Origin of the sequence: Exiguobacterium sp. s124, from assembly GCF_018617485.1 — a bacterium.
Taxonomy (GTDB): Bacteria; Bacillota; Bacilli; order Exiguobacteriales; family Exiguobacteriaceae; genus Exiguobacterium; species Exiguobacterium aestuarii.
The window spans coordinates 104,796-128,782 of sequence record NZ_JACSKH010000002.1 but is presented as its reverse complement, the minus strand read 5'-3'; the positions used below and the strand labels follow the sequence as shown (position 1 = coordinate 128,782).

The window sequence follows — 23,987 nt, the reverse complement described above, 5'->3', positions numbered from 1 at the left end:
GCGAGAAGAAGCTCACACGGCTTCTTCTCGCTGTTTTTTAGTCGGGAGAAACGAAAGGACAACTCCAATCCCCATACAACCGACTGTTAGGAAAAAGAAAGTCAGTTGGTTCATATAAATAATATTCGTGAATTGGTTCCATCCTTCTGCGAAAGACTCGTTCGTAGATAAACGAATTCCTTCCCGAAGAGACGTCGCTTGCGATTGATTGGTCACCCAAGCAATCCCGGCCATGATGAGACTACCCAAACCTAATACGATTCTCCCCATCGGTCGCACGGATGCTGTGACCCGACGTGTCATCCGGATCGTAATCCAAATGAATAATAATAGAAACGGCCACCCGATTAAGAGCACAATCCAGTATACATTCCCTTCACTCGGCGTTTCCGAATAAGGGGTTGTCATCACTTCACCAAGCTTGAAGATCCCAAACGCGATCAACGTCACGATAAACCATGCTTTTATTAACTTCTCCATCTCAACACCTCGTCCTTAGTATAGCAAAAACACCGTATGCGTCTGCATACAGTGTTTAGTCTTTCGGTCGGACGACGTAGTAAATCAAAATGACGAGCCACGTCCATACCCCTGTAAAAATCCCAACAATCCCGACGATGAAGAACCCAAGCGGAATCATCGATTTCGTTCGATTGTAGTCCTTCCACATATTCGATAGCCCTTTGATATTAAAGTATAAAAAGGCAAAGAACAGGACGAGCAACAACAGTGGTAATCCAAATAAGACTTCCATTCGCTCACTCCTTTCTACGATCTCATTCGTTATGTTTATTGTACCGGATTTAGTGTCTCGCTTCATCGGACCCAAGCTGTATCCTCATCCGACCTAAGGATGGATAAAAGATGCTCAGTCCATCAAGAAAACGGGAAAAGGAACATCACCTAACCCAAGAGGAGGCGTTTGCCATGAAATCCCTGCGTATCTTGATCATTTGTCTGCTCTTGTTTCAGATGTCGCCGGTGACAGCGGCATCCTCGTCCCCACAACCAGGTTATACGATTAAAACGACGTATTTGTACGGTCGTGCCATGCAATCTTCTCCAATTCTTAAGACGCTACGAACGAACGTCCCGGTCCGCTACACGACCTATAACCGGAGTTGGTCAAACGTTTATATCGGAAGTGCAAAGTACTTCACTCCGACCGCTAACTTGAAAGCCGGTATCCCTAAAATGCCTACGGCCGATCGGTTACGACTTGTCAATAAAACGTATGGACTCCCGTCCACTTATCGTTCCCCACAACTTGTGACCTTAACCGTCCCAACTGTCTATCAAAAAGGAAGTGAACGTACACTGATGACAGCGGAAGCCGCTTACGCATTGGCGAAATTGTATTACGCAGGTCGGAAGCAAGGTCATACGTTGTACGCACTCAGCGCGTATCGCTCCTATTCGACCCAAAAATCGCTATACACTTACTGGGTCAATACACGCGGAGTTTCATACGCTTCAAAATATGTCGCCCGTCCCGGTCATAGTGAGCATCAAACCGGGTTAGCCGTAGATATGACGAGTCAACGAATGAAACTAGGGTTATATGAATCCTTTGACCAATCGCCTGAAGGAAAGTGGATGATCCAAAACGCACATCTTTACGGCTTCATCGTCCGTTATCCGAAAGGAAAAGAAAAGATCACAGGCTACAATTATGAACCATGGCATTTGCGTTATGTCGGGGTCAATGAAGCAACGATGATGAAGCAAAAGAATTGGGCGTTTGAAGAATGGTGGATCAAACGTTGAGTGAGCATCCTTTTTCAGGCATTTCTCCGTTCACGTTATAATGGAGTCATCTTATTCGTATAGGGGGAAATGCGTGATGTGGATCGTGATGAACAAACTAGATGTTGAAAAAGGAAAGGTCGATGCGGTCAAAGCACGCTTCGAAACGACAAAAGGAATCGAAGCGATGGATGGCTTTGTCCGTATGCAAGTGTTGACAGATACGTCTGATGCGGCAATGGATCATGTGGTCATCATGACAACATGGCGTGATGCGGAAAGCTTTGAGAACTGGCGTGACAGCAACGCCTACAAACACGCCCATAAAAAACGGGATGACGGGACGTCCGAAGTGAAACCAATCGTCCTCGGCAACACCGTCACCCAATATGAGGTTGCCATTGAACACCTCACCTCAACGGAGCGCGTTCAGTAAATCTTGAGGGCGAATGATTCCAAGTAACGTTTCATCCGGGCTACCGGTATTCGTAATCAGGAGGGCGTCGTATCGTGCGCCCTCTTTCATTTGTGTGAAGCAATGTTGTGCCTCTATGACCGTAGCATCTTTTCGAATGAATCGATAACGATGCATATGTGGATCATGGTGAAGCACATGCTTCACGCGGACTCCTTTGAGTGATAAGTTGGTTCCGTCGATTGTCTCGGCCAGCCAACTCGTCACTCCTTTTTTCGTCAGTAGACCACGCCACGAGCCATTGTCGTGATATACCGGAAACTGCGAGTAATTTTTATCGCGAATCTCGCGTAGCACCTCCGTCAAAAAGTCTTCTGACTGAAACGTCACCACGGATTTCGCAAACAATGGGATGACGAGACGGGGATGAAGTAGCTCCCGTTCCACCTCTAAAATCAATTCAACGAGCGATTCGTGTGGTTCCGCGATAATAAAATCAGGTTCTCGTCGCTCATGGACGATGGCATTTCGCAGTTGACTCATTTGATGTAAATCTTCTTTATAACGGTCGATGATCGGGTTTTGTTTCGCTAACCGATTCACCATGTTGCTAAAGCTGAAATGTTGTCCATCTCCCATCTCTCGACTCAAGTAGTCCTCGATTCGATGATAAGAGGCCAAAAATTCTTCAGCACGACTCATGTGACCACCCTCCTTAACGATACATGTATACCCTCTTTTTCATCGTTTGAGCAGGAAACCGTTCATTCATCCCGAATGACATAGAAATCATCTTGATTCTTAAGGAGGGCTGTCATGGCGACTTCGATTCAATCCACATCCCCATCTTCACAACAATCGACATTTCGTGCCGGCCTTCGGGCAGGTATTCCCGTTGCAATTGGATACATCCCGATCGCCATCGCCTTTGGGCTTTTAGCAAAATCGTTTGATCTTCCAAACGCCATCACGTTATCTATGTCGTTTTTCATCTTTGCGGGAGCGAGTCAGTTCATTACCGTGCAATTGCTGATGACCGGTTCGATGTATTGGGAAATCATTCTGACCACGTTCATTCTAAACTCGCGACACTTTTTAATGTCCGCCTCGTTGTCACAACGAATCGAAACGACGTCTCGAAAACTATTAGCAACCATCGCCTTCGGGGTGACGGATGAAACGTTCAGCATTGCGTCCACCAGAAAAGAGGCACGTTCTGGTCTGTTCGTCCTCGGGTTAAATACAATTGCCTTTCTCGCTTGGAATATCGGTACATGGATTGGCGTCTTCCTAGCCTTCGGTCTTCCCGGCACGTTACAGGCGAGCATGGGCATTGCGCTATATGCGATGTTTATCGGGTTACTCGTCCCTTCATTGACGACTCGTCCCGTCTTTTTTGTCGCAAGTTTCGCCATCATGATTCAAGCGATGCTTCATTGGGGCATCACACCGTTCTTTCCAATCTCAGACGGCATCCGAATCATCATCGCGACCGTTGTTGCAGCCGGAATCGGTGCTTTTGTATTTAAGGAGGAACAGGTAACATGATATCTTTGTTTCTGCTCGTCCTAGGGTTGGCTCTTGTCACGTACCTCCCTCGCGTCATTCCGCTACTGTGGTTAAAGGACTTGGCGTTACCGGCATATATGAAACGATTTCTCTCTTTCATCCCTTATGCGGTATTGGCCAGTTTGATCTTTCCGGGGGTCTTATCCTCCACAACGACGACGACGTCCGCCTTATTCGGAGGGGTGGTTGCTACGACGCTCGCGCTACTTCGCGTTAATCTCGTCGTTGTCGTCATAGGAGCCGTGTTCGGTGTTTACGCCTTCCAAACCTTATTGTAAAAGGAGTCGCACACGAGGTGCGGCTCCTTTTTCATGCGGAGATGGCTTGTCGCCGAAGTCGTACAAAGACGTCTACGAATTCGGCGTCCCATTGTGTCCCACGACCGCTCTCTAAAATAGAGAGTGCCTTCTCAACCGGCATTCCCGATCGATAAGGTCGGTCTGATGTCATGGCATCATAAGCATCGGCAATGGCCATGATTCTCCCGAATAGAGGAATATCGACTTCACTTAGGCGATCCGGATAACCCTTTCCATCGATTCGTTCATGATGGGATCGAACTCCGGCTAAAATGGGTTGAAGGGATGCCGGCAAATGGATTTGACTCAAAATATGAATGCCGATTGTCGGATGTTCCTGAATCTTTGAAAACTCTTCGTCTGTCAACTTCCCCTCTTTTAACAGGACATCGTCGCGAATTCCGATTTTCCCGATGTCATGAAGCAGTGCTGACTTATTGAGTAAATCGATTTGTTCTTTTGGCAAATCAAGGGCACGGGCAAGTTCCACCGAGTACATCGCTACACGTTCCGAATGACCTGCTGTATATGGGTCACGTGCATCGAGTGTTGCGGCAAACAAAATGAAGAGGCTATCTAGCAGTTGCGCATTCTCTTGTTCTCGAGCGTTCACCGTCTCAACCATTTGGTTGAAGCCACCGATCAATTGGGCGAACTCGTCTAAATAGGGATTTTCGATTTTTTGGAGTCGTCCTGACTCCATCTGTTCGATTCCCGATGTCAAAAGTCCAATCGGCCGTTTGATGTTGTCATAAAGTAAGAAACTACATAACACCGCAATCCCGACAATGATGACGAGAATCACGAACGCCCAGTTCCAATACGTATCGGTGCGTGTCGAGGTCGAAAGTTGAACGCTCGAAGCCAACATAAACAGCATAATCGGAAAGACACCTGTAATGAGCATGCTGATCAATAATTTCGTTCGGACACTAAACGATTGATATGTTGCATGGATAGGTTGATGAAAGAGCTCATAGTGCTTATCCTTCATATGCACAAGAAGCGGTTCCACTGACCGTACCGTTAAAAAATATTCAATCAATGCATGTAACACGGCAATCATGACAGCACCGATGGCGGCTAGCCCAATCAAACGATACGGTAAATCAATCCAATCATAATAAATACAAAGGGTCGTCAAAGCGATTGACGGGATGGATAATCCAAATAAATGCGGACCTAGAATCCGCTGTACCGTTAAAATCGGGAATCGACTCGCTTGCTCGAACGCCGACGTCAATTCATCAATTGTCGGTGTGTCGGTCGCAAAAAACTGTCGAATCGGTCGAATGTGACGGCGGTATAAGAAAAGTTCGGATGTGATCATGATAATCCCTGAGCCTAGCATGATGGTCAATAGCAACAACACCTCACGAACGGACAAATCAAGCGTCTGAAAAATAAAGACTCCACCCACTCCAAAAACGGCTAATCCTGATCCAATGATATAGTTGATTACGAGTGTTCGTTGAAATCGTTCAAACATTCCCCTCACCTCTGTCTCTCTTTTCTTTACCTATCGACCAGATTCCTTTATAAGTTGAACACAAAAAACGGATCTCCGCATGGGAGATCCGTGAAAGATTCAATTAAGGACGCAACGGACCATCATTGTCATCAAGTGAACGATTGTCTTGATCCGGGGTGATATTTTCGTGGAACGGATTTGGTTCCGGTCCGTCAACGTGATCTCCCGTTGAATCATGAACGTCTCGCTTCATCTCTTGCTTGGATTGTTCCGCTTCGTGCTTCGACTGCTCAACACCTTGTTTTGCTTGATGCTTCGCAGCTTCCGCTTCACGACTCATCTGTTCTTTTTCTTGCTCGAGCCCTTCTTTTGACACTTCTGTCTCATCAATACGTTGCTCCGCTTTTTTCAAATAGCGTGCCGCCGTCTCGCGACCACCAAGACCGAAGGCAAGTCCGAAGGCGAGAGCCACGGCTCCGAGAATGAGAAGGAATGCCGTATTGACAATCATTGGCGCGATGCCAAGTTGACTGATTGCCATGAAGAAGACGAGACCGAGAATCGCGTATTTCGCTACGTAACGAAGTGCGCTCGGTTGTCCTGCTCCATCGACAAGGACACTTCCGACCAAACGCTCTGCCATATTAGCCAACCAGAAGCCGACCGCCAAAATGATGAGTGCTGCAATCACCATTGGCAAGTAAGCGAAGATTGCCGTTGCGAGAGATGCCATGAACTCGAGATTCGCGACCTGAAGTGCCTCAGATACGAAGAGTAAAATCACGATTACTTGGACAATGACACCGACCACTTGGGCGATTGACATAGAGGATGCGCGTTCCCCGAAGCCCATTTTTTGAGCCAGTGAATTGATGCCAAGGTTTTCAAGGAGCGATACGACAACACCTTTCAACCATCTTGCGACAAACACACCGACGAGGACGAGAACGATTGCAACAAGGATGTCCGGAATCATGACAAGGACATCGTTGAGCATCGCAATCGCTGGTTCCGAGATACCTCGAATATCAAGCGCTTCAAGTGCTGAGATTGTGACCGGAATCATGATGAAGATGAACACGATTGTACCGATCGCTTTCGCAAGACTCGATCCTTTTACATAGTCAGAAAGATGGAAACGTTCTGCCAATCGATCTAATCCTGCTGCCTCGAGAAACTTCGTCAAAATATCGCGGACAATCTTCGCGACGACGTAACCGATTGCGAAGATGAGGGCTGCTGCGACAAGCTTTGGAATAAATCCGAGGAAACTGTTTAACAAGTCCTCGAATGGTCCGCTGACCCCACGAAGTCCAAGTGCATCAAGTACAGCCGGTAATGCGAGTAAGAGGACGAGATAGAAGACGATATTCGCGACCGTATCGACCCATTTCGTTTGGTTGACACTTGTCGATTCTTGTCCTGTCTTTTCCATCAACTTGCTCAAATTCAAGCGATGTCCCGCCATTTGAATCCCTTTTTTCAGAAGGGTGGCGACGACCCATGCAACGAGTAAAATCAAACCGGCTTTAATGACACCGATAATTAATCCAGAGAATCCTTCATAAATCTGACTGAACGGCTCTGTGATTGCAGGAACGTTCATAAATTCAAAGATGATCAGGAATGCGAGAAGTAAGACTCCAAAGAACACCACTTTCGCAATAATGCGTTCAGGTGTCCACTTATCTCCTTTTTCCCCCTCTTTTTTGATACCGGCTCGCTCATCGAGTCGTGCCTTCTTCAATGCTTTTCGTGTCACGTTTTCCAATACTTTCGCCAAGATATAACCGACTACGAGAATAACAATTGCCAGCAAAAGCTCTGGTAGCCATGACATGAACGAATTGAAGTTATACGTCGTATTGTTCATCGAATCTTCCTCCTTTTTTTATGAAATGATTGCTTTTCCTTAACAGTGCTCCTTCTTTAAATACCTATATTTCAAAATCATCAAACATCATGCACATAACAACTCGTTTACATGACTATTACGATTTATCGGAATTGGGTACGTTAGTTAAGAGAGAACTCGTGTCAAATCACTCGAGATATGATACGAATAACATGAGAAGTCATTTTAGGAGGAATTCGAATGAACATCGCTTTAGTGGCTCACGACAAAAAGAAAGACGATTTGATTGTCCTCATTAAAACGTATGCACATATTCTAGAAAAACATCAATTGTTCGCAACGGGTACGACAGGTAAACGGATTGCGGAAGCGACCGGGTTACCGGTGCATTGTTTCCGCTCAGGACCGCTTGGAGGGGACCAAGAAATTGGAGCTGCCGTCGCACGTGGAGAGATGGATATGATCATCTTCTTCCGAGATCCATTGACTGCCCAACCTCACGAACCAGATGTGAGCGCATTGATGCGTCTGTGTGACGTTTATTCCATCCCCCTTTCAACAAACATGGGCGGAAGTGAGATTTTGATTCGAAGCATCGAACAAGGTGATTTTGAGTCGCTCAAACTTTCTCATAATGACGAACCACCTGCGTGACCATGACAAACCAAGAAAGGAGAGGAATCTCCCTGGAACCGAATATGATTCACGACCCGAACGTCCAACAGTTTTTTAACGAAGTGCGAAAGCGCCTGATTGAACTAGTTGGAAATGAGGCGGAAGCGGACCGCCTCTTGCTGGCACTCGCCGGCTACATCCGCCATGCGGAGAAAAGTGGACAGTCGTTAGACGGCCTCTTAAACCAAGATCCGCACGAGTATGCTCGTTTCCTCATTGAACAACCAGAAACAAATGAAGAATATCGACGTCGTTACCACGTTTTGATCGAGGCCTCGGATGAATTAAAACCTCATGAAAAAGCTCAGGCGAATCGAGATTTCGATTGGGCCGTCAATCAACTGGATGAAGCGAAACTCTCATTAAAAGAGATTGAAGTACGAGACCTTGCATTCCTCGCCTATACAAAAATCGAAGCACTCAAATCGTCACGTGCGATTTGGAACCGATTTGGCTGGTTGCTCGGTATGATTTTGGCATTTTCCTACGCCAACTTACTGCTCGTCATCGACGATGTATTTAGCGGACGGTTATTCACTGCCCCAATGTCGACTTATCCAGTAGATTATTTAGCCTTCCTGTTACCCGTCCTCGTGACTGGTGCCATCTTTGGTGTATTGACCCGCTTTCGGCACCACATCCAAACGCTCGGAAGACGAATCGCATTTGCTCTACTCATTGTAGTCGTCTACGTTACATCCATCTTTTTGATTCAACCGCTTTTAATGATGCTCGGTTGGTCGTTTGTCATTCAATTGACTCCACTGTATGCCCTCATTCTCTTGGCAATCAGCGGCTTTATGGCCATCTGGACGTTGATTGAATTCGTCTGGAAGAGCACACGTTGTTCACTCGGTGACGACACGCTCATGCTTTACTACTAACCACGCCACTCCTTTAAGGAGATGGCGTTTTTTGTTTCGATTTTGGACAGAACGGAAATTACTCCTATTGTGACGCTAATTGAAGAGTGACAAAATCTAAGGGGGTATTCGATGTCAGAACGTAAAATGATTGGTCTGTTTCAGACGGAACAAGAAGTCATGCATAAAGTAGATGAATTAAGGGCTGCAGGGGAAGCCGAGAAAAATATGCATGTCGTCGCCAAACGAGATGGGGAAATCTCTGCTTTACGTGACCATACGGATGTAAATGCCGAGGCTGGGGTTCGAGATGTGAATTTGCTCGATCGCGTCAAAGCATTCCTACATGGAAGTGACCGTATCCGTGACGAGCTGCGCAACATGGGCCTTAGCGATGCAGAGGCGGAGCAATACTATGACGCCATCGATGAAGGTCAGATTTTACTCTATGTCGATCGCCATTCGTACGACCGCTATCCGAATATGTATAAAAAAGATAGCGAACTCGATCATGACAAAGGGGAAGAGGCAGATGGAATCGCGTTTGACGCGAAACCATTCAACGACCATGACGAGGAACCAAAAGGTACAAAGGATGACCCGATTGTTCGCGGACATTCAGGTTTAGAAGACCATCGACGACTATAAGGAGGAGTTACTATGAACGAGAAACGATTCATCAGTATGCACGACACACAAGATGCGGCGCTTGGAAAAATTGAAGAGTTACGCGCAAAAGGGTACGAGGACTCACACATTTACGTCGTCACGAAGCATGAAGACAACGTATCGATTTTGAGACGGGACACAGACGTTCATACGGAAGCTGCACATCATACAAGTTGGTTCGATAAGGTCCGATCCTTCTTAAGCGGACATGAAGATGTTCATGCCGGTTTACGAAATATGGGACTTAGCGAAGATGAAGTGAAACGTCACTATGACGATGTCGAGGCCGGTAAAATTCTCGTTTACGTCGATGAAGATTTTGAACGTCGTCATCAGGACGGGATGACGGTTGACGCGAAACCGTATCAAGACGCATCATCCACTCATCTCGGTAGTCATACAGACGACGGATTAGAGATCGATTCGAAACCTTATCATGAAGCCCAGACGGTCGATCCAAGTCACCCGGTGGACCCAGAACAAGATAAATTAGACGAAGAAACGAAGAAACCTGACCGAGAAGAAAAACTACGTGGTCTCGATGATCGTGCTTACCGAAATGACGTCGAAGACCCAGACAACATTCGACGTTTTTAATTATAAGAAGAGCCTGACGCGTCCGCGTCAGGCTCTATTTACGTCAATCGATTCTTCGGTTCTTTTCCTTCCAGCACGTTCACGATAGCGTCTCGGTTCAACGCCATCATCGCGAGACGCGTTCGAATCGAGGCACTCCCGATATGCGGCAGTGTCGTCACGTTCGGAAGCGTCAATAGCGGATGATCGAGATTGACCGGTTCTTTCGTGAACACGTCGAGTCCCGCTCCCCAAATTTTCTTCGCCTTGAGTGCCTCATACAACGCCTGTTCATCGATGATCTCTCCACGAGCCACATTGATGAAAATCGACGTTTCTTTCATCTTGGCAAACTCCTCAGCTCCGAGCATGCCTCGAGTCTCATCCGTGAGCGGAGCGAGAACGACGACGAAATCAGATTTCGTCAACAGTTCATTGATTTCCGCATACGTGAAGCCGTACATCGACTCCGACTCATGACGACGCGTCCGGTTGTGATACAGCACCTCCATATCAAACCCTCGTGCCCGTCGTGCGACCGCCTCACCAATCCGTCCCATGCCGATAATGCCGAGCTTCGCTTGATAAAGGTCCATCCCGACATACCCCATCGGCAGCCAAGACTTCCACTCGCCAGCACGTAAATCACGCTCTGCCTCACCGAGACGCCGTGCCGTCATCATCATGAGTCCAAACGTCAAGTCCGCTGTCGTTTCGGTCAAAACGTCCGGAGTATTCGTCACGATGACTCCCTTCTCTTTCGCTGCGTTCAAGTCGATGTTGTTATAGCCGACAGCCAAGTTGGAAACGACCTCTAAATTCGTTGCACGTTCAAATACCTCGCGGTCAATCGTGTCACTGAGCATCGTCCACAGTGCATGTGCACTTGCCACCTCTTCTAAAAGAACCTCACGTGGGACACTTTCCCCCTCATGTTCCCACATACGTACATCATAATGGTCACGAAGTGGCGCGACTGCTTCTTCCGGCAAACGCCGCGTAATATAGATTCGTTTTTTCATCTTTCTCCCCCTCTCTACACTTACTTGTAGTCTAACAAAAGGGAGCCGTTAAGATGGTTGATCCGACTTCGGAGTTTGTTTCAGGAACTTTTCAAACAAGGAGCCGAACTCTTGATTCAACAACTGCTCGATTGTTTTTGAGGAGTCCATCGCATTTCGATAAGCAATTTCGTTGATGGCGAGTCCTATCGCCCACGTGATCCCCGAGGCGACAGTTGCATTAATGACACCAGCTGCGGCGTTCGCTCCAGGGAAGAATTTCATTACGTTCAATAGTAGCGTCTTCGATAGCGTACGACCGATTTGTGGGATGATCGTGCTTCCAATGAGTGTCTTCAGTAAATCGTCACTCGCCTTCACACCCCAATAACGGAACAGGTGGACGCTCATCGTCACTTGAATCGGTGTCAATGCCACGGCATCTGCGAATGGAAGTGGCACTGCCGCAGCAGTCCCCGCACTCGCCACATAGCCTGAGATGATTCGATTCGCTTTCTTCCGTTTCAACTTGAGCATCGCTTCACTCTCTGCCTGAATCTCCATCAAGAGTCCTTCCTGTAATGAAGTGTCTAACTGTTCGACCGACCACACAATCAACCGTTCCCAATCGACATACTGTCGTAACGTCTCATCATTCAATATTTCCGGGGAAATGCTGACTTGGAAGACGGATTCCTCTGATACGACCTCATCTAGTTCATTTCGTAGCGCCGTCAGTTCATCCAAATCGACTTGGTCGATTTGTGTAAATAAGACAGCGACAGCGGTCGATTCACGTAGACGACGAATGAGCGTCTTGTCGAGCGGCGTGACACGTTTTGTCGCAGCGTTGATCGTGTACCATACAAGATGGATTCGATTCGTTGCCTCTTGTCGCTTTGCGTTCTCCACAAAACCGATGACTTCTTCCTCATAATGTTGCTGCCGTGCGCTGCCGATTTCATATCCTTCACTATCAAACAACGTGACCGCAATATCCTCACTCTTATATTGGTGAATTCCTCGAGTGACTGGCTCCCCCGCCGCCACCTTCGTCAAATCACGACCGAACACATGGTTCACGACTGAGCTTTTCCCAGCCCCGGTCGCTCCTGCGATGAGGATGTTTGGTTTCTTCACATTGCCACGAAGGCGATCGAGCTCCGCTTTTAAATCATATTCTTTAAAATCAAACCGTTTTGTCGATTCCATTCTCGTTTCCCCCTTTATGAGTTGAGCGTTTGACCAAGTTGACGCATCTCGCGCTCAAAGCCACGTCGAATCTCTTCTTCAATCGTTTGTTTCACAGATGCATATTGTTGATTGATGGCCTTTTTGATGCCTCGTTCTGCCGTTCGGCGCTTGAATGCCCAGTAGATGAAGTGCACCCCAGGAATCATTCCGAGAACCATCTTTCGGACTGTTTTCCCGAACGAATAGTCAAATCCGAGCTCGACTCGTCTCGTTCTAAATAGATGATCGGCTTGCTCACCGACTAGCGGATACCGCTGCATGAGTTGGATATAGTGACGCACCCCTTCTGCCATCGCGTCTTCCGTCGTCACGGCCGCCTGCTCGAGCGTTTTCTCTAAATCTTTTTCAATGTTCCGGGCTTTCCAACTGATCATCGCTTGCGGAGTCAGCATGCGAATTTTTTCCGCTGACGTGATACTTCGAATGCGCCAATCTTCCAATTCTTCTATGAGATGATTCGTCAGATTGATGGGAAGTTTTCGTTCAATGTCTTTCCACAAGTTCGTTCGATTCCGTTTCCACACCTCTTCGTACCCTCTCACCGGGACACGTTTCCCCGTCAGTAACTTCTTTTCGACACTGTTGACACGGATGATGTCTCCTTCTTCAATCGGAAGTTCGCGTAATAGCACCCGCTCCATCGCTTCCGCCTTCTGTACGCTCATCGGGTCTTCCTCGTTGAAGTTGGTCAGGATGAGGGTGACGTTGCTCCCCCGCTCATATAACGGCTTTAAAATCGCCTCGAGCTCGTATGCCTCGACACGTCCTGATTGCACGGACAACAAATAATAGATGGTGTGAAACCACTCTGCGATATCGAGGGCACCTTCGCGCTGATGAACAATGGATAGGATAGCTTGATGCCATTCTTCGGAACGGTCTGCTTCAAGCCCCCACGTATCAAAGAAACGAAATAAGATGCCTCGCTCTAAATCGTAATACTCGTATTCATGAAGCCCTTCTGCGGTGACCGGACTTCCGGCACGCGATTCGGCGACGTCATGACCGTATATATAATTGATGAACGCACTCTTTCCGACACCGGTCTTCCCGGCAATCAAAATATTCGAGACGAGCCCTGTCCGATCCATATGCTTCCTCCCCCATTCGTTGTATAGTTCAATTATACCGAACGGACCGATTTCAAACGTCCATCGAAAGGATGATTCTCATGCTTCACCATGTTGAACTGTACGTATCCAACCTTGATGACAGTGTGCGTGCCTGGGAATGGCTCCTCTGTGACCAACTGGCGTACACACTTTACCAATCGTGGCCAGAAGGTCGGAGCTATCGTTACGGAGATACATATCTCGTTTTCGTCCAGACAGAGGAAGATCACCTTTCTCCGCCCTATCATCGAAAAAAGACTGGTCTGAATCATTTGGCGTTTCATGCCTCATCACTCGAGCAATTAGAAGAAATTCGACAACAGCTCACATCACACGGGTTTCGCGAATTGTATGCGGACCGTTTCCCTCACGCAGGTGGTCCGAACTATACAGCACTGTTTTTTGAAGACCCGGACCGTATCAAAGTTGAACTCGTGGCAACGATGTGAACGGTTTCTTGATAACTTCTTGAAAGTTTGTGAAAACAATTGCAAACTTTATGTCAACCTCCTAGACTGAAAGGGTCTAAAGGAGGTCTTTTTATGGAAAAGCAAGTCGTCGACTATATGGAAGAAGCCGCATTTAAAAAATCATCCTTGCTTCAGCAATCATTTTCGCAATACATGCTACGCTCAATCATCGCAGGGTTTTTGATTGGAATCGGGGTCGTCTTCTCGTTCACGGTCGGAAACATGTTCATCGATGTGCCCGGCACGATGCTCATCGCCGGCGCGAGCTTCTCGGTCGCACTCGTCTTCATCGTGTGGATGGGTGGAGAACTCTTTACGAGTAACACCATGTATCTCTATACCGGTGCAAAACGAGGTCGTGTCGCTTGGCTAGACTTAGCAAAAATATGGGGACTCAGTTGGGTCGGTAACTTGATTGGTGCCATCATCCTGGCCTTGCTCGTCATCGGTGCCCATAGTATGGGGGAAGTGACAAGTGAGCACTTACTCGCCGTCGTCGCAACGAAAAAAATCGGTGGAGATGCCCTCGCGATTTTTCTGAAAGGGATCTTATGTAACGTGCTCGTCTGTTTGGCCATCTTCATGCCGCTCAAAACGAACAATGACGTCGCGAAGATTATGCTGACGATGATTCCAGTCGTCGTATTTTTTGCCGCCGGGTTCGAGCACTCGATTGCGAACATGGGCGTCTTCGCGCTTGCGCTCCACTATGTTCCTTCAGATCTCATCACCTTCAGCGGTGCCCTTTACAATTTGTTCTTCGCCACACTCGGTAATATTGTCGGTGGTGCGTTGTTCGTTGCGGGAAGTTACTTATATTTGAACAAATCGGAGACGGAGCAAGCCGTCAAACCGATTCGCCAACGTGCATAAAAAGACAGGGACCCCGATTCGCAGGGTCCCTGTTTGTTTCATTTCACGAATTATGATTTTGAAGAGTCAGCAGCGGCTGCTTGAACAGAACCTTGTGCCACTTCGTCTTCTTCCACGTCCCAGCACTCTGTGTTCTCGATACCGAGCTTACGAGCAGAGAAGCGTGGGTTGAGACCTTGAGCACGTTGCTCTTCGTAGTCTTTGAGGACTTTGAAGGCAACACCACCGAGCAATGTGATGGCCGCGATGTTGATCAATGTCATCCCTGCCATGAAGAGGTCAGCAAGGCTCCAAACGAATCCGAGGCTAGCGACCGCTCCGATGAAGACGAATGCCATTGTTGCAAGACGGAATCCGAGGACTGCACCTTTGCTCTTCTTGATGAATTCGATGTTCGTTTCACCGTAGTAGTAGCTTCCTGCGATCGAGCTGAACGCGAACAAGAAGACGCTGACAGCGATGAATGCTGGAGCAAGCGCTCCGATTTGTTCAGTCAAAGCGTTTTGAAGAAGGACAATCCCTTCACCGTTCCCTGAAGCGTAGCTATCTGAGAGAAGGATGATTGCTGCAGTTGCCGTACAAACGATCAATGTATCCAAGAATACACCGAGTGCTTGAAGGAAACCTTGTTTCGCTGGGTGCGATACTTCAGCAGCTGCCGCTGCGTTTGGTGCAGAACCCATACCAGCTTCGTTCGAGAAGAGTCCACGACGAACACCCATTGAGATCGCAGCACCGATTGAACCACCGACCGCTTCGTCTAAGCCGAATGCGCTTTGGAAGATCATCGCGAAGACAGCTGGAAGTTCAGCGAAGTTTACAACCACAACGTAAAGTGCGATTGCAAGGTAGAGAACAGCCATGACAGGTACGACGATTGCCGAGAAGTTCGCGACACGTTGTACACCACCAAAGATGACGAGACCTGTAAGGACGACTAAGACTGCTCCACCGATGACTGCATCGACACCGAACGCGTTATCGAATGCTGCAGCGATCGTGTTCGATTGAACTGAGTTGAAGATCAAACCGAATGTGACGGCGATGAGAACCGCGAATACGATTCCGAGCGCACGGTTGTTCAAACCTTTTTCAATGTAGTAAGCCGGACCACCGCGGTACGCGACATCGTCTTTCACTTTGTATACTTGAGCCAATGTACTTTCAATCATCGCTGTCGCTCCACCGAGAAGGGCGACAATCCACATCCAGAAGACCGCTCCTGGTCCACCGAGTGTGACCGCTACCGTAACCCCTGCAAGGTTACCCGTACCGATACGAGTAGCTGCACCGATGAAGAATGATTTCATTGGTGTGATACTCTTTCCATCTTTTGATGGTGTTACGTCCGATTTATCTGTAATCGTCCGGAACATTTCTTTTAAGTAACGGAACTGCATAAATCGTGTTTTGACTGTGAAGTAGATCCCGGCTCCGACGAGCACGGCGATCAATACGTACGACCATAAGATGTTGTTCAAAAAGTCGACGCTTCCTTGTAACATACCTTGAATCGCTTCCATGAATAAGTTCCTCCCTGTTGTGTGAATCTGAAGTTGAGAATTTTTTATGATGTCTTAGTTCTGAATTATACAAAGATTCTGACAATTAGCAACAATTTTTTTATGGGTGATTTCACTCTTTTTTCACATCAATTCGACGAGATTCCTTATTTTTAGTCATTTAAAGCGCTTACATAAAAATGTTTAGAAATATTAAATCATGATACTATTCATTGATGATGAAACGAATATTCAAAAAAACAGCCACTCTTTTCGAGTAGCTGTGAGTTTAAATACCAGTACGTTTCTTCTGGTTATTAGGTTTTTTCGTCAATTGACTCGTTAACGGTTTTTGTTTTGTACCATGTAAACCTGTCGGAACCTTCGTCTGGTTCTGTTTCTTTTCTGCAAGCTTTTGTTTCATCGCTTCTTGAAAAGATAGTTTTTTCTCGCTCATCTTACTCACCTCCAGCTTCGATCACTTTCACACGACCGACCTGTCCATCGCTCAAACGCACTTTGATTCCATGCGGATGACGTGGCGAGTTCGTCAAGATATCTTGAACGACGCCTTTCGTCAGCTTCCCGCTTCGTTGATCTTGTTTCAAAACGATTTGGACATGGAGCCCTGGGCGAATGTCAGCACGTTTCGTTCCATCCATACCCGACACCCCTTTCCATTTAGTCAATCTCTATCATATGCTCTTTTCCCTCATTTGTCACAGCCTATTCCAGATCCCGATTTGTCGCATCGTTTCCGTCATGTAACTTTGATCGGTCTGTAGCATCTTCTCCGGAAAGGGATTATGGAACGCGATACGGACGCCCCGATGTGAGAAGCTGACGTCGATGACCTCGTTTCCGTCTATATCGCAAAGCGTAGCTAATCCTTGTAGAGAATGAAAAGCCTCCGCGAACGTCTCTGCAAAGTCGAGATACGCCGTCACAGCGATCACACTACAACTTTCCCCAATCCGTAAAGTTAATCGTTCACGATTGGCATTTGCAATCACAACCTGCACTGACTCGTTCTCATTCGAAAATATAACCGTATGCATCCTCGTCTCACCTCATATTCAAAAGAGGTACCCTCCTAAGAAGGTACCCCTCTATCATAAACGATACAAACGTGCTGCGAATGGTCGCAACATAAATGTCTCGGTATCAATCGTCTCCGGATCGATTTCATTCGTCATGACAAGCGTCGCACTCGCAATCTCCGGAATGGTCACTTCTGCCGGATTAGCGGTCAAGTTGACGACCACGAAGAATCGATTATTTTCAAATGTACGTTCGTAGACGAAAGCCTGCTTATGTTCCGGCAAGACATCACGATAACGACCGTACGTGAACGTATCCTCGGCCCGGCGAAGACGAATCATCTCCTTGTAGAACGATAAAATCGAGTGTTGATCGTGTTTCTGCGCCTCAACGTTGAGTGTCTCGTACTCTTCATGAATCGGCATCCATGGGGTTGTCGTCGAGAAACCGGCATATGGTGACGCATCCCATTGAATCGGTGTTCGCACGTTGTCACGGGACGTGCCCCACACTTGTTGCATCGAATCAAGCTCACTCATCCCGTTCGCAATTCGTTCGAAGTACTCATTTTTCGTCGCGACGTCATCGTAGTCATGGATGGACGGGAGCGGCACGTTCTTCATCCCAATCTCTTGTCCTTGATAGATGAACGGTGTCCCATGCATAAAGAAATACATCATCGCAAGCGCAGTCGCACTCTCCCGCCAGTAGTGTTGCTCATCCCCGACGAGCGAGACCGCTCGCACCATGTCGTGGTTTTCAATATATAGCGCGTTCCATCCTGTGTCGCGTAAACCTTGCTGCCACTTATCGAAGATTCGTTTCAACTCGACGACATCGAGTGGGGCGAGTCGCGACCGTCGCATAATGTCGACATGGTCAAAATGAAATGCCATATTCATCGCACCGTTTTCTGGCCCCATCCAAAGATCTGCCGCTTCCGGTTCAATCCCGTTCGTTTCACCGACGGTCATTATATCGTATTTCGAGAACGTCTCCCGCTTCATCTCTTGAAGGTAGTCATGGATTCCTTCAATGTTTGAATACATCGAGAACGCCGTGACGACCGGCTTGCCGTCCGGAGATGGAAGCATCGTCCCTGTTGGCATCTTTTTAATATGACTGATGGCATCGACACGGAACCCGTCGACGCCTTTATCGAGCCACCAGTTGATCATGTCATAGACGGCCGTTCGGACTTCACGGTTCTCCCAGTTCAAATCCGGCTGTTTCTTCGAGAAGACGTGTAAGTAATACTGGTCGGTCTGCGCATCGTATTCCCAAGCAGAGCCGCCAAAGATACTTGCCCAGTTGCTCGGTGGCGCACCGTCTTTTCCGTCTCGCCAGATGTACCAATCCCGTTTCGGGTTATCTTTGGAGCTTTTCGACTCAAGGAACCACGGATGCTCATCCGACGTATGGTTGACGACGAGGTCGAGCAACAGTTTCATGCCTCGTGCATGCACCGCCTCTAACAGCGCATCGAAATCTTCCATCGTCCCGAACTCTTCCATAATGTCTTGATAGTCACTAATATCATATCCATTGTCATCATTTGGCGATTTATACATCGGACAAATCCAAATCACATCAATGCCAAGGTCTTCTAAGTAATCGAGTTTTTCGATAATGCCACGGAGATCCCCAATTCCGTCTCCGTTTGAATCTTTGAAACTTCGTGGATAGATTTGATAGGCAATCGCCTCTTTCCACCATACGCGACTGATTTCTGTTTGTTTCGTTTGGCTGAACAACGTCTCCATACGGCACGTGCCTCCTACAATAAGGTATGATTCACATTTACCATAGCATTAGTGCAAGCGTTTGCAAAGAATCAACTCATAAAAAAATGCAGTTTACACTGCATTTGAATGAAGCGCCCCCACTTGTTTACAAAAAGTCGTGATGAGCTTCGATAAGTGTTTCCAATCATGATCCATCGTCGCGACATGATACGAGTTCGGAAGCACCGCATATTCTTTTGTACCTTGAAGTTGATCGTATAACCAAATCGAGTCGGTTGGCGGCACGACGTTGTCGACAGCCGAATGGATGACGTATGTCGGGACGTTTACCGAACCGACTTGTGGTCTCACCTCATCAATCAATGAAAGCAACTCCCGAATCGCTCTTGTCGGCACACGGTCATAGACAATCTCGTACACATCCTCTGCTGCGATATCCGGGGCGTCTTCATCGATAAAGCGACACTCGGTATCTGATGCATGACACGCATATCCCGGTACGGATAACGCAGCATTAATCGTCACGATTGCATCTGTTTTTTCGTCAAGGGCGGCCTTGAGCGCTAGCGTCCCACCCATCGACTGCCCGACGACGATGACCGTCCGACATGATTCACGTAATCGGTCGATGCCTTCAACCACACTCTTATACCAACATCGATGAGTCGAACATCGAAAATCTTCCGGGTCTGTCCCGTGTCCTTTTAAACGCGGTGCATACACGGTAAATCCTTGTTTCATCAATTCGATTCCGACGTCTTGAACACTTTGAGGCGTTCCATTGAACCCATGACAAAGCAAAATACCGATTTCGTTTCCTTCATAATAAAATGCGCCTGCCCCAGGAATGACTGGATAGTTGATTGCTCTCATTACTGCCTCCTTTTAATACCCACTTAACCGATACAATTAATTCGTATTAGAAGAGTGTAAAAGTTATCCGAGTAATCGTCAAGTTCTTCAATGATCCTTTACTTTGTCATCAAACTGTAATCATAACTTCGTATTTAGTGGATTGAGTTCTGACGTCTGCTTGGTTATGTTTAACATGTAGTTTAAAACTTGGGAAATGTGTTTGTCATTTTTGACAATACACGAATAATTTTTCAAGTGATTCGTTAAAAGGAAAGTAATGTAAGCGTTATCATAGTTTTTTTGATGTGAAGGAGGGTTGTTTATAATCAATTTATGACAACGTACGATGGGGAAATCGGATTACACAATTACATCCAAGGGAGACTTACACATGGGGAAACCAACACAATCATTTAAGGCAGTCACTGGACTCGCCTTGTCAGCAGGACTCATCGTCAGCAGCATGACGCCAATCGCGGCAAACGTGTACGCCGAGACGTTGAACGCTTCAGACCTTTTCATTTCAGAATATGTAGAAGGTTCGAGCAACAACAAAGCAATCGAGTTGTTCAACGGAACAAACGCGACAATCGATCTTTCTGCTTACACAATTGAATTGTATTCAAACGGCGGCACGACTGCCGGAAACACATTGAACCTGACGGGAACACTCGAACCAGGGGCTACATATGTCATCGTGAACGGCAGTGCATCGGAAGCATTGAAAGCAAAATCGGATACAACGAGCGCTGTCACGAACTTCAACGGTGATGACACAATCATCTTGAAAAAAGGAGACACGGTTCTCGATGTCTTCGGCCAACTCGGCTTCGACCCAGGTACAAAATGGGGAACGACCGTGGCGACTGCCGACCAATCGCTCATTCGTAAAGATACAGTGACGCGTGGCGATAGTGATGGCAACAATGCCTTCGATCCTTCGGTTGAATGGACATCGACGCCACAGGACTCGTTCGATAACCTCGGAGCACACACGTTCCAAGGCGTCGAGTACGGAGATGGCGGCACGACGGAACCACCTGCACCGGTCACACCAATCTCAATCGCTGATGCACGGACAAAAGCAGAAAACGAGACGGTCACGGTAAAAGGAATCGTCACAGGAAAATTAGCGAACACAATCTCCATTCAAGACGCGACAGGTGGTCTTTCCATCCGTCCAACGTCGCTTGCGGTCAATGTCGGGGATGAAGTCGTCGTTACGGGTGTCGTCGGTTCGTATCGTGAACTTCTTCAATTGAACAGTGCGGTCGTCGTATCGAAGCAAGCGGCGGCGCTCCCTGCCCCACAAGTGTTGACGGGCGAACAAATCAACGAGGACGCTGAGTCAGAACTCGTCACTGTCAAAAATGTCACGCTCACAGGTAGCGGCCAAAACTTGATAGCAACGGACGGAACGAAGGAGTTCATCGTTCGTGACGAGCGTGGCATCCTCGATTTGCAGACAGACGTGAACTATTCATCTATCACAGGAATCGTTCAACAGTTTGACGACGTTTATCAAATCATCCCGCGTGACCCAGCGGATACGGTCATCGATACGTCTGTTCTTCGTCCTGCCGTCGCAAAACCAGGTGCTGGTACGTTCGTGGGATCGCAAGACGTCACGCTCTCGACAACGACGGCAGACGCTGAGATTTTCTATACACTCGACGGTTCTGATCCGAAAGAAAACGGAACTCGATATGAGAACCCGATTCGCATCGAAAACTCGACGACGTTGAAGACAGTTGTAAAAACAGGAGATACATTCAGCGCGGTCTCCACGTTCTCTTACAAGATCACAGACAAGATTCGTATTCACGACATCCAAGGAGCGAACCACACGGCTCCGATGAACGGTCAGACGGTTGAAGGTGTTGAAGGGATCGTCACATCTACTTTCGTCTCGAGCGGCACGACGTATTACTTCATTCAAACTCCTGATACGGAAGCCGATGACGATGCACGCACATCTGAAGGGATTGTCCTTTACGGTGGACGTTCAATTGCTGGCATTCAAGTCGGTGATCTCGTCAAAGTGAACGGAAAAGTAAGTGAGTACGCGATTGAAGGATATAGCGATCGTCAACAGACAGATATGAAGATGACGCAAATCGATACGCGTAATGGGAAAGTTGAAGTGCTCGAGAGCGGTGTGACACTTCCGACTCCGATTACCATTGATGCGACAAACCTCCCGACTGAGTTTATCGACAGTGATAACCTCGCCGTCTTCAACCCTGAAAAAGACGCCATCGACTTCTGGGAGAGCCTCGAAGGCATGCGCGTTCAAACGAACAACTTGAAATCGGTCGGACCTCAAGAATACGGTGACCTCGTGACCGTTCTCGAAGATACACCAACGGAGACGTTCAATGGTGGCGTCTTATTGAAAAAGAACGACGCGAACCCAGAACGCATTCAGTTCCGTCTTGAACCGAACGCAGAAGCGCGTGACTTCGATGTCGCGACAGGTGACCGTTTCAACGGACCGATCATCGGTGTTGTCGGCTACTCGTTCGGTAACTATAAGATCCAAGCCTCTCTCGAGAACATGAAAGCTGCTTTCGTCAAAGGGGACGCGCAACGTGAGAAGACGTTCATCGAAGCAGAAGAAGATCAATTGACGATTGCGTCGTACAACTTAGAGAACTTCTCGAACAACATCAAAGAAACATCGGATGAGAAAGCACTCAAATTGGCGAAAGCGTTCGTCAACGAATTGAACAGCCCTGACATCATCGGCGTGACAGAAGTACAAGACAACGATGGACAGGACAAAGGTGCAGGTTCTGCCGCCGATCAAAGCTATCAGCGCTTGATTGACAACATTGTCGCTGTCGGTGGAAAAACATATAAGTACGTCAACATCGACCCAGAGAACAACCAAGACGGTGGCGCACCGGATGCCAACATCCGTGTCGGCTTCTTGTATGACCCTGAGCGCGTGTCATTGACGGATGGAATGCCTGCTGGTGATGCGACGACGGCTGTCGGATACGAGGACGGAAAGTTGACACATAACCCGGGACGCATCGACCCGACGAATGAAGCGTTCGATCGCTCACGTAAGCCGTTAGCAGCTCAATTCGACTTCCAAGGCGAGAACGTCATCGTCATCGCGAATCACTGGAACTCAAAAGGTGGAGACACTGGCTTCTTCGGTTCGCAACAGCCGGTCGTGCTCGGAAGTGAAGTACAACGTAAGAAGATCGCAGAAGTCGTCCACAACTTCGTGGCGGACGTGAAGACGAAGAACCCAGAAGCGAACGTTGTCGCTCTTGGAGACTTCAACGATTTCGAATTCTCAGATGCACTTCAAATCTTCAAAGGTGACTTGATGACGAACATGGTCGAGAAAGTCCCTGCTGTCGACCGTTACTCATATGTCTATCAAGGGAACTCGCAAGTGCTCGACCATATTCTTGTGTCGAACCGCTTGGCCGCTTCTACAAAGATTGACATGATTCACGTCAATGCGGACTTCACGGAGATGTCAGGTCGCGCCAGTGACCATGACCCGGTTCTCGCACAAATCGATTTCACACCGGAACCTGAAGTCGAGTTGACACGTTACACGGTAGAAAATCATCCGGCCGCTCGCCTCGTCCTTCAAGAGGATTTCATCGGCGTGACGATTGGAAAAGGCACGAACTTCAAAAACGGCATCTTCGTTCGTGGTGCATTCACGGAATTGACGGGTGACGCTTTGAAAAACGTCGTCGTTCAAGTGAAACCAAAAGAAGCCGGTGCCATCATCGACTTCAAAGGCGCAACAGTGAAGGAAGTCATCGTTGACGGGAAAAACCTTGCCGAGATTCGCGGGGCAAAAAATGTCCAACGTATCACGTATACGAAAGGTGCTTCCTCTTCATCCATCATCATCAAGAAATAACATGTTGAACCGCAGACACATCGTCTGCGGTTTTTTTGGGTTTCGCCTCTCTTGAAGCGGGGATAAAAAGAAAGATGCTGAATCATGGAGGATGAAAC

At 47.7% G+C, this 23,987-nt stretch carries 25 protein-coding genes; 11 read left to right on the top strand and 14 right to left on the bottom strand.

Going from position 1 to position 23,987, the window contains the following annotated elements:
• Window positions 1-12: 12 nt before the first annotated feature.
• A complete protein-coding gene (locus KNO85_RS11230) occupies window positions 13-480 on the bottom strand; it encodes a hypothetical protein (RefSeq protein WP_214790139.1) in 468 nt (155 codons plus the stop codon).
• Window positions 481-535: 55 nt separating this feature from the next.
• The gene (locus KNO85_RS11225; RefSeq protein ID WP_214790137.1) at window positions 536-754 is read right to left on the bottom strand and encodes a hypothetical protein; all 219 of its coding nucleotides are present in this window, start codon (window positions 752-754) and stop codon (window positions 536-538) included.
• 173 nt (window positions 755-927) lie between these two features.
• On the opposite strand from KNO85_RS11225, the gene KNO85_RS11220 reads away from it, so the two are divergent.
• A complete protein-coding gene (locus KNO85_RS11220; RefSeq protein WP_214790135.1) occupies window positions 928-1,767 on the top strand; it encodes a M15 family metallopeptidase in 840 nt (279 codons plus the stop codon).
• A 76-nt stretch (window positions 1,768-1,843) separates the two neighbouring features.
• Window positions 1,844-2,182, top strand: coding sequence for an antibiotic biosynthesis monooxygenase (locus tag KNO85_RS11215; protein WP_214790133.1), 339 nt, complete (start codon window positions 1,844-1,846; stop codon window positions 2,180-2,182).
• On the opposite strand, the gene KNO85_RS11210 is transcribed toward KNO85_RS11215, so the two are convergent.
• Window positions 2,162-2,863, bottom strand: a complete 702-nt coding sequence (locus tag KNO85_RS11210; RefSeq protein ID WP_214790131.1) for a CBS domain-containing protein — start codon at window positions 2,861-2,863, stop codon at window positions 2,162-2,164. The genes KNO85_RS11215 and KNO85_RS11210 overlap by 21 nt on opposite strands.
• A 114-nt stretch (window positions 2,864-2,977) precedes the next feature.
• Between KNO85_RS11210 and KNO85_RS11205 the strand changes: the two genes are divergently transcribed.
• Window positions 2,978-3,709 (top strand): AzlC family ABC transporter permease, encoded by a 732-nt coding sequence (locus tag KNO85_RS11205; protein ID WP_214790122.1) that lies wholly within the window; start codon window positions 2,978-2,980, stop codon window positions 3,707-3,709.
• Complete coding sequence (locus KNO85_RS11200; RefSeq protein WP_214790120.1) at window positions 3,706-4,008, top strand: AzlD domain-containing protein; 303 nt, start codon at window positions 3,706-3,708, stop codon at window positions 4,006-4,008. Before KNO85_RS11205 ends, KNO85_RS11200 begins: the two co-directional genes overlap by 4 nt.
• A gap of 31 nt (window positions 4,009-4,039) precedes the next feature.
• On the opposite strand, the gene KNO85_RS11195 is transcribed toward KNO85_RS11200, so the two are convergent.
• Both KNO85_RS11195 and KNO85_RS11190 read right to left on the bottom strand, forming a co-directional pair.
• Window positions 4,040-5,518 carry an HD domain-containing phosphohydrolase gene (locus KNO85_RS11195; protein ID WP_214790118.1) on the bottom strand — a complete coding sequence of 493 codons (1,479 nt, stop codon included), beginning with the start codon at window positions 5,516-5,518 and terminating at the stop codon, window positions 4,040-4,042.
• A 103-nt stretch (window positions 5,519-5,621) separates the two neighbouring features.
• Window positions 5,622-7,373 carry a mechanosensitive ion channel gene (locus KNO85_RS11190; RefSeq protein ID WP_214790116.1) on the bottom strand — a complete coding sequence of 584 codons (1,752 nt, stop codon included), beginning with the start codon at window positions 7,371-7,373 and terminating at the stop codon, window positions 5,622-5,624.
• Between the two features lie 222 nt (window positions 7,374-7,595).
• On the opposite strand from KNO85_RS11190, the gene KNO85_RS11185 reads away from it, so the two are divergent.
• The 4 genes from KNO85_RS11185 (at window position 7,596) to KNO85_RS11170 (ending at window position 10,159) form a co-directional block, all read left to right on the top strand.
• On the top strand, window positions 7,596-8,009 hold the full coding sequence (locus tag KNO85_RS11185; RefSeq protein ID WP_026824646.1) for a methylglyoxal synthase: 414 nt from the start codon (window positions 7,596-7,598) through the stop codon (window positions 8,007-8,009).
• 2 nt (window positions 8,010-8,011) lie between these two features.
• A complete protein-coding gene (locus KNO85_RS11180) occupies window positions 8,012-8,914 on the top strand; it encodes a hypothetical protein (protein ID WP_251126185.1) in 903 nt (300 codons plus the stop codon).
• 111 nt (window positions 8,915-9,025) lie between these two features.
• Window positions 9,026-9,541 (top strand): YflT domain-containing protein, encoded by a 516-nt coding sequence (locus KNO85_RS11175; protein WP_214790115.1) that lies wholly within the window; start codon window positions 9,026-9,028, stop codon window positions 9,539-9,541.
• Between the two features lie 12 nt (window positions 9,542-9,553).
• Window positions 9,554-10,159 (top strand): YflT domain-containing protein, encoded by a 606-nt coding sequence (locus KNO85_RS11170; RefSeq protein ID WP_214790113.1) that lies wholly within the window; start codon window positions 9,554-9,556, stop codon window positions 10,157-10,159.
• 38 nt (window positions 10,160-10,197) lie between these two features.
• Here the strand turns inward: KNO85_RS11170 and KNO85_RS11165 are convergent, their stop codons facing one another.
• From KNO85_RS11165 to KNO85_RS11155, 3 genes are read right to left on the bottom strand one after another with little or no spacing between them, the layout of a single operon-like run.
• Window positions 10,198-11,160 (bottom strand): 2-hydroxyacid dehydrogenase, encoded by a 963-nt coding sequence (locus tag KNO85_RS11165; protein ID WP_214790111.1) that lies wholly within the window; start codon window positions 11,158-11,160, stop codon window positions 10,198-10,200.
• 48 nt (window positions 11,161-11,208) lie between these two features.
• A complete protein-coding gene (locus tag KNO85_RS11160; protein WP_214790109.1) occupies window positions 11,209-12,351 on the bottom strand; it encodes a YcjF family protein in 1,143 nt (380 codons plus the stop codon).
• Window positions 12,352-12,365: 14 nt separating this feature from the next.
• A complete protein-coding gene (locus KNO85_RS11155; protein ID WP_214790107.1) occupies window positions 12,366-13,484 on the bottom strand; it encodes a GTPase in 1,119 nt (372 codons plus the stop codon).
• Between the two features lie 80 nt (window positions 13,485-13,564).
• On the opposite strand from KNO85_RS11155, the gene KNO85_RS11150 reads away from it, so the two are divergent.
• Entirely contained in the window at window positions 13,565-13,954 is a 390-nt protein-coding gene (locus KNO85_RS11150) for a VOC family protein (RefSeq protein WP_214790105.1), read from the top strand.
• A 93-nt stretch (window positions 13,955-14,047) separates the two neighbouring features.
• Complete coding sequence (locus tag KNO85_RS11145; RefSeq protein ID WP_214790103.1) at window positions 14,048-14,848, top strand: formate/nitrite transporter family protein; 801 nt, start codon at window positions 14,048-14,050, stop codon at window positions 14,846-14,848.
• Between the two features lie 50 nt (window positions 14,849-14,898).
• Here the strand turns inward: KNO85_RS11145 and KNO85_RS11140 are convergent, their stop codons facing one another.
• The 6 genes from KNO85_RS11140 to KNO85_RS11115 form a co-directional block, all read right to left on the bottom strand.
• Entirely contained in the window at window positions 14,899-16,371 is a 1,473-nt protein-coding gene (locus tag KNO85_RS11140; RefSeq protein WP_214790101.1) for an alanine/glycine:cation symporter family protein, read from the bottom strand.
• 268 nt (window positions 16,372-16,639) lie between these two features.
• Window positions 16,640-16,807, bottom strand: a complete 168-nt coding sequence (locus KNO85_RS11135; protein WP_015880321.1) for a hypothetical protein — start codon at window positions 16,805-16,807, stop codon at window positions 16,640-16,642.
• A 1-nt stretch (window position 16,808) separates the two neighbouring features.
• The gene (locus KNO85_RS11130; protein WP_015880320.1) at window positions 16,809-17,012 is read right to left on the bottom strand and encodes a YwbE family protein; all 204 of its coding nucleotides are present in this window, start codon (window positions 17,010-17,012) and stop codon (window positions 16,809-16,811) included.
• A gap of 57 nt (window positions 17,013-17,069) precedes the next feature.
• The gene (locus KNO85_RS11125) at window positions 17,070-17,408 is read right to left on the bottom strand and encodes a hypothetical protein (RefSeq protein WP_214790099.1); all 339 of its coding nucleotides are present in this window, start codon (window positions 17,406-17,408) and stop codon (window positions 17,070-17,072) included.
• Window positions 17,409-17,462: 54 nt separating this feature from the next.
• Window positions 17,463-19,118 (bottom strand): glycoside hydrolase family 13 protein, encoded by a 1,656-nt coding sequence (locus tag KNO85_RS11120; protein ID WP_214790453.1) that lies wholly within the window; start codon window positions 19,116-19,118, stop codon window positions 17,463-17,465.
• 129 nt (window positions 19,119-19,247) lie between these two features.
• A complete protein-coding gene (locus KNO85_RS11115; RefSeq protein ID WP_214790097.1) occupies window positions 19,248-20,009 on the bottom strand; it encodes an alpha/beta hydrolase in 762 nt (253 codons plus the stop codon).
• A gap of 373 nt (window positions 20,010-20,382) precedes the next feature.
• On the opposite strand from KNO85_RS11115, the gene KNO85_RS11110 reads away from it, so the two are divergent.
• Window positions 20,383-23,889: a lamin tail domain-containing protein gene (locus KNO85_RS11110; RefSeq protein ID WP_214790095.1), complete on the top strand. Its 3,507-nt coding sequence runs from the start codon at window positions 20,383-20,385 to the stop codon at window positions 23,887-23,889.
• Window positions 23,890-23,987: the final 98 nt, after the last annotated feature.

What these genes read in the sequence shown, in the direction of transcription:
- KNO85_RS11220 (WP_214790135.1), top strand. Translation starts at nt 928, where the DNA reads ATGAAATCCCTGCGTATCTTGATCATTTGTCTGCTCTTGTTTCAGATG.
- KNO85_RS11160 (WP_214790109.1), bottom strand. Translation starts at nt 12,351, where the DNA reads ATGGAATCGACAAAACGGTTTGATTTTAAAGAATATGATTTAAAAGCG.
- KNO85_RS11165 (WP_214790111.1), bottom strand. Translation starts at nt 11,160, where the DNA reads ATGAAAAAACGAATCTATATTACGCGGCGTTTGCCGGAAGAAGCAGTC.
- KNO85_RS11175 (WP_214790115.1), top strand. Translation starts at nt 9,026, where the DNA reads ATGTCAGAACGTAAAATGATTGGTCTGTTTCAGACGGAACAAGAAGTC.
- KNO85_RS11115 (WP_214790097.1), bottom strand. Translation starts at nt 20,009, where the DNA reads ATGAGAGCAATCAACTATCCAGTCATTCCTGGGGCAGGCGCATTTTAT.
- KNO85_RS11145 (WP_214790103.1), top strand. Translation starts at nt 14,048, where the DNA reads ATGGAAAAGCAAGTCGTCGACTATATGGAAGAAGCCGCATTTAAAAAA.
- KNO85_RS11155 (WP_214790107.1), bottom strand. Translation starts at nt 13,484, where the DNA reads ATGGATCGGACAGGGCTCGTCTCGAATATTTTGATTGCCGGGAAGACC.
- KNO85_RS11130 (WP_015880320.1), bottom strand. Translation starts at nt 17,012, where the DNA reads ATGGATGGAACGAAACGTGCTGACATTCGCCCAGGGCTCCATGTCCAA.
- KNO85_RS11205 (WP_214790122.1), top strand. Translation starts at nt 2,978, where the DNA reads ATGGCGACTTCGATTCAATCCACATCCCCATCTTCACAACAATCGACA.
- KNO85_RS11225 (WP_214790137.1), bottom strand. Translation starts at nt 754, where the DNA reads ATGGAAGTCTTATTTGGATTACCACTGTTGTTGCTCGTCCTGTTCTTT.
- KNO85_RS11200 (WP_214790120.1), top strand. Translation starts at nt 3,706, where the DNA reads ATGATATCTTTGTTTCTGCTCGTCCTAGGGTTGGCTCTTGTCACGTAC.
- KNO85_RS11195 (WP_214790118.1), bottom strand. Translation starts at nt 5,518, where the DNA reads ATGTTTGAACGATTTCAACGAACACTCGTAATCAACTATATCATTGGA.
- KNO85_RS11185 (WP_026824646.1), top strand. Translation starts at nt 7,596, where the DNA reads ATGAACATCGCTTTAGTGGCTCACGACAAAAAGAAAGACGATTTGATT.
- KNO85_RS11110 (WP_214790095.1), top strand. Translation starts at nt 20,383, where the DNA reads ATGGGGAAACCAACACAATCATTTAAGGCAGTCACTGGACTCGCCTTG.
- KNO85_RS11190 (WP_214790116.1), bottom strand. Translation starts at nt 7,373, where the DNA reads ATGAACAATACGACGTATAACTTCAATTCGTTCATGTCATGGCTACCA.
- KNO85_RS11215 (WP_214790133.1), top strand. Translation starts at nt 1,844, where the DNA reads ATGTGGATCGTGATGAACAAACTAGATGTTGAAAAAGGAAAGGTCGAT.
- KNO85_RS11180 (WP_251126185.1), top strand. Translation starts at nt 8,012, where the DNA reads ATGACAAACCAAGAAAGGAGAGGAATCTCCCTGGAACCGAATATGATT.
- KNO85_RS11135 (WP_015880321.1), bottom strand. Translation starts at nt 16,807, where the DNA reads ATGAGCGAGAAAAAACTATCTTTTCAAGAAGCGATGAAACAAAAGCTT.
- KNO85_RS11210 (WP_214790131.1), bottom strand. Translation starts at nt 2,863, where the DNA reads ATGAGTCGTGCTGAAGAATTTTTGGCCTCTTATCATCGAATCGAGGAC.
- KNO85_RS11140 (WP_214790101.1), bottom strand. Translation starts at nt 16,371, where the DNA reads ATGGAAGCGATTCAAGGTATGTTACAAGGAAGCGTCGACTTTTTGAAC.
- KNO85_RS11170 (WP_214790113.1), top strand. Translation starts at nt 9,554, where the DNA reads ATGAACGAGAAACGATTCATCAGTATGCACGACACACAAGATGCGGCG.
- KNO85_RS11125 (WP_214790099.1), bottom strand. Translation starts at nt 17,408, where the DNA reads ATGCATACGGTTATATTTTCGAATGAGAACGAGTCAGTGCAGGTTGTG.
- KNO85_RS11150 (WP_214790105.1), top strand. Translation starts at nt 13,565, where the DNA reads ATGCTTCACCATGTTGAACTGTACGTATCCAACCTTGATGACAGTGTG.
- KNO85_RS11230 (WP_214790139.1), bottom strand. Translation starts at nt 480, where the DNA reads ATGGAGAAGTTAATAAAAGCATGGTTTATCGTGACGTTGATCGCGTTT.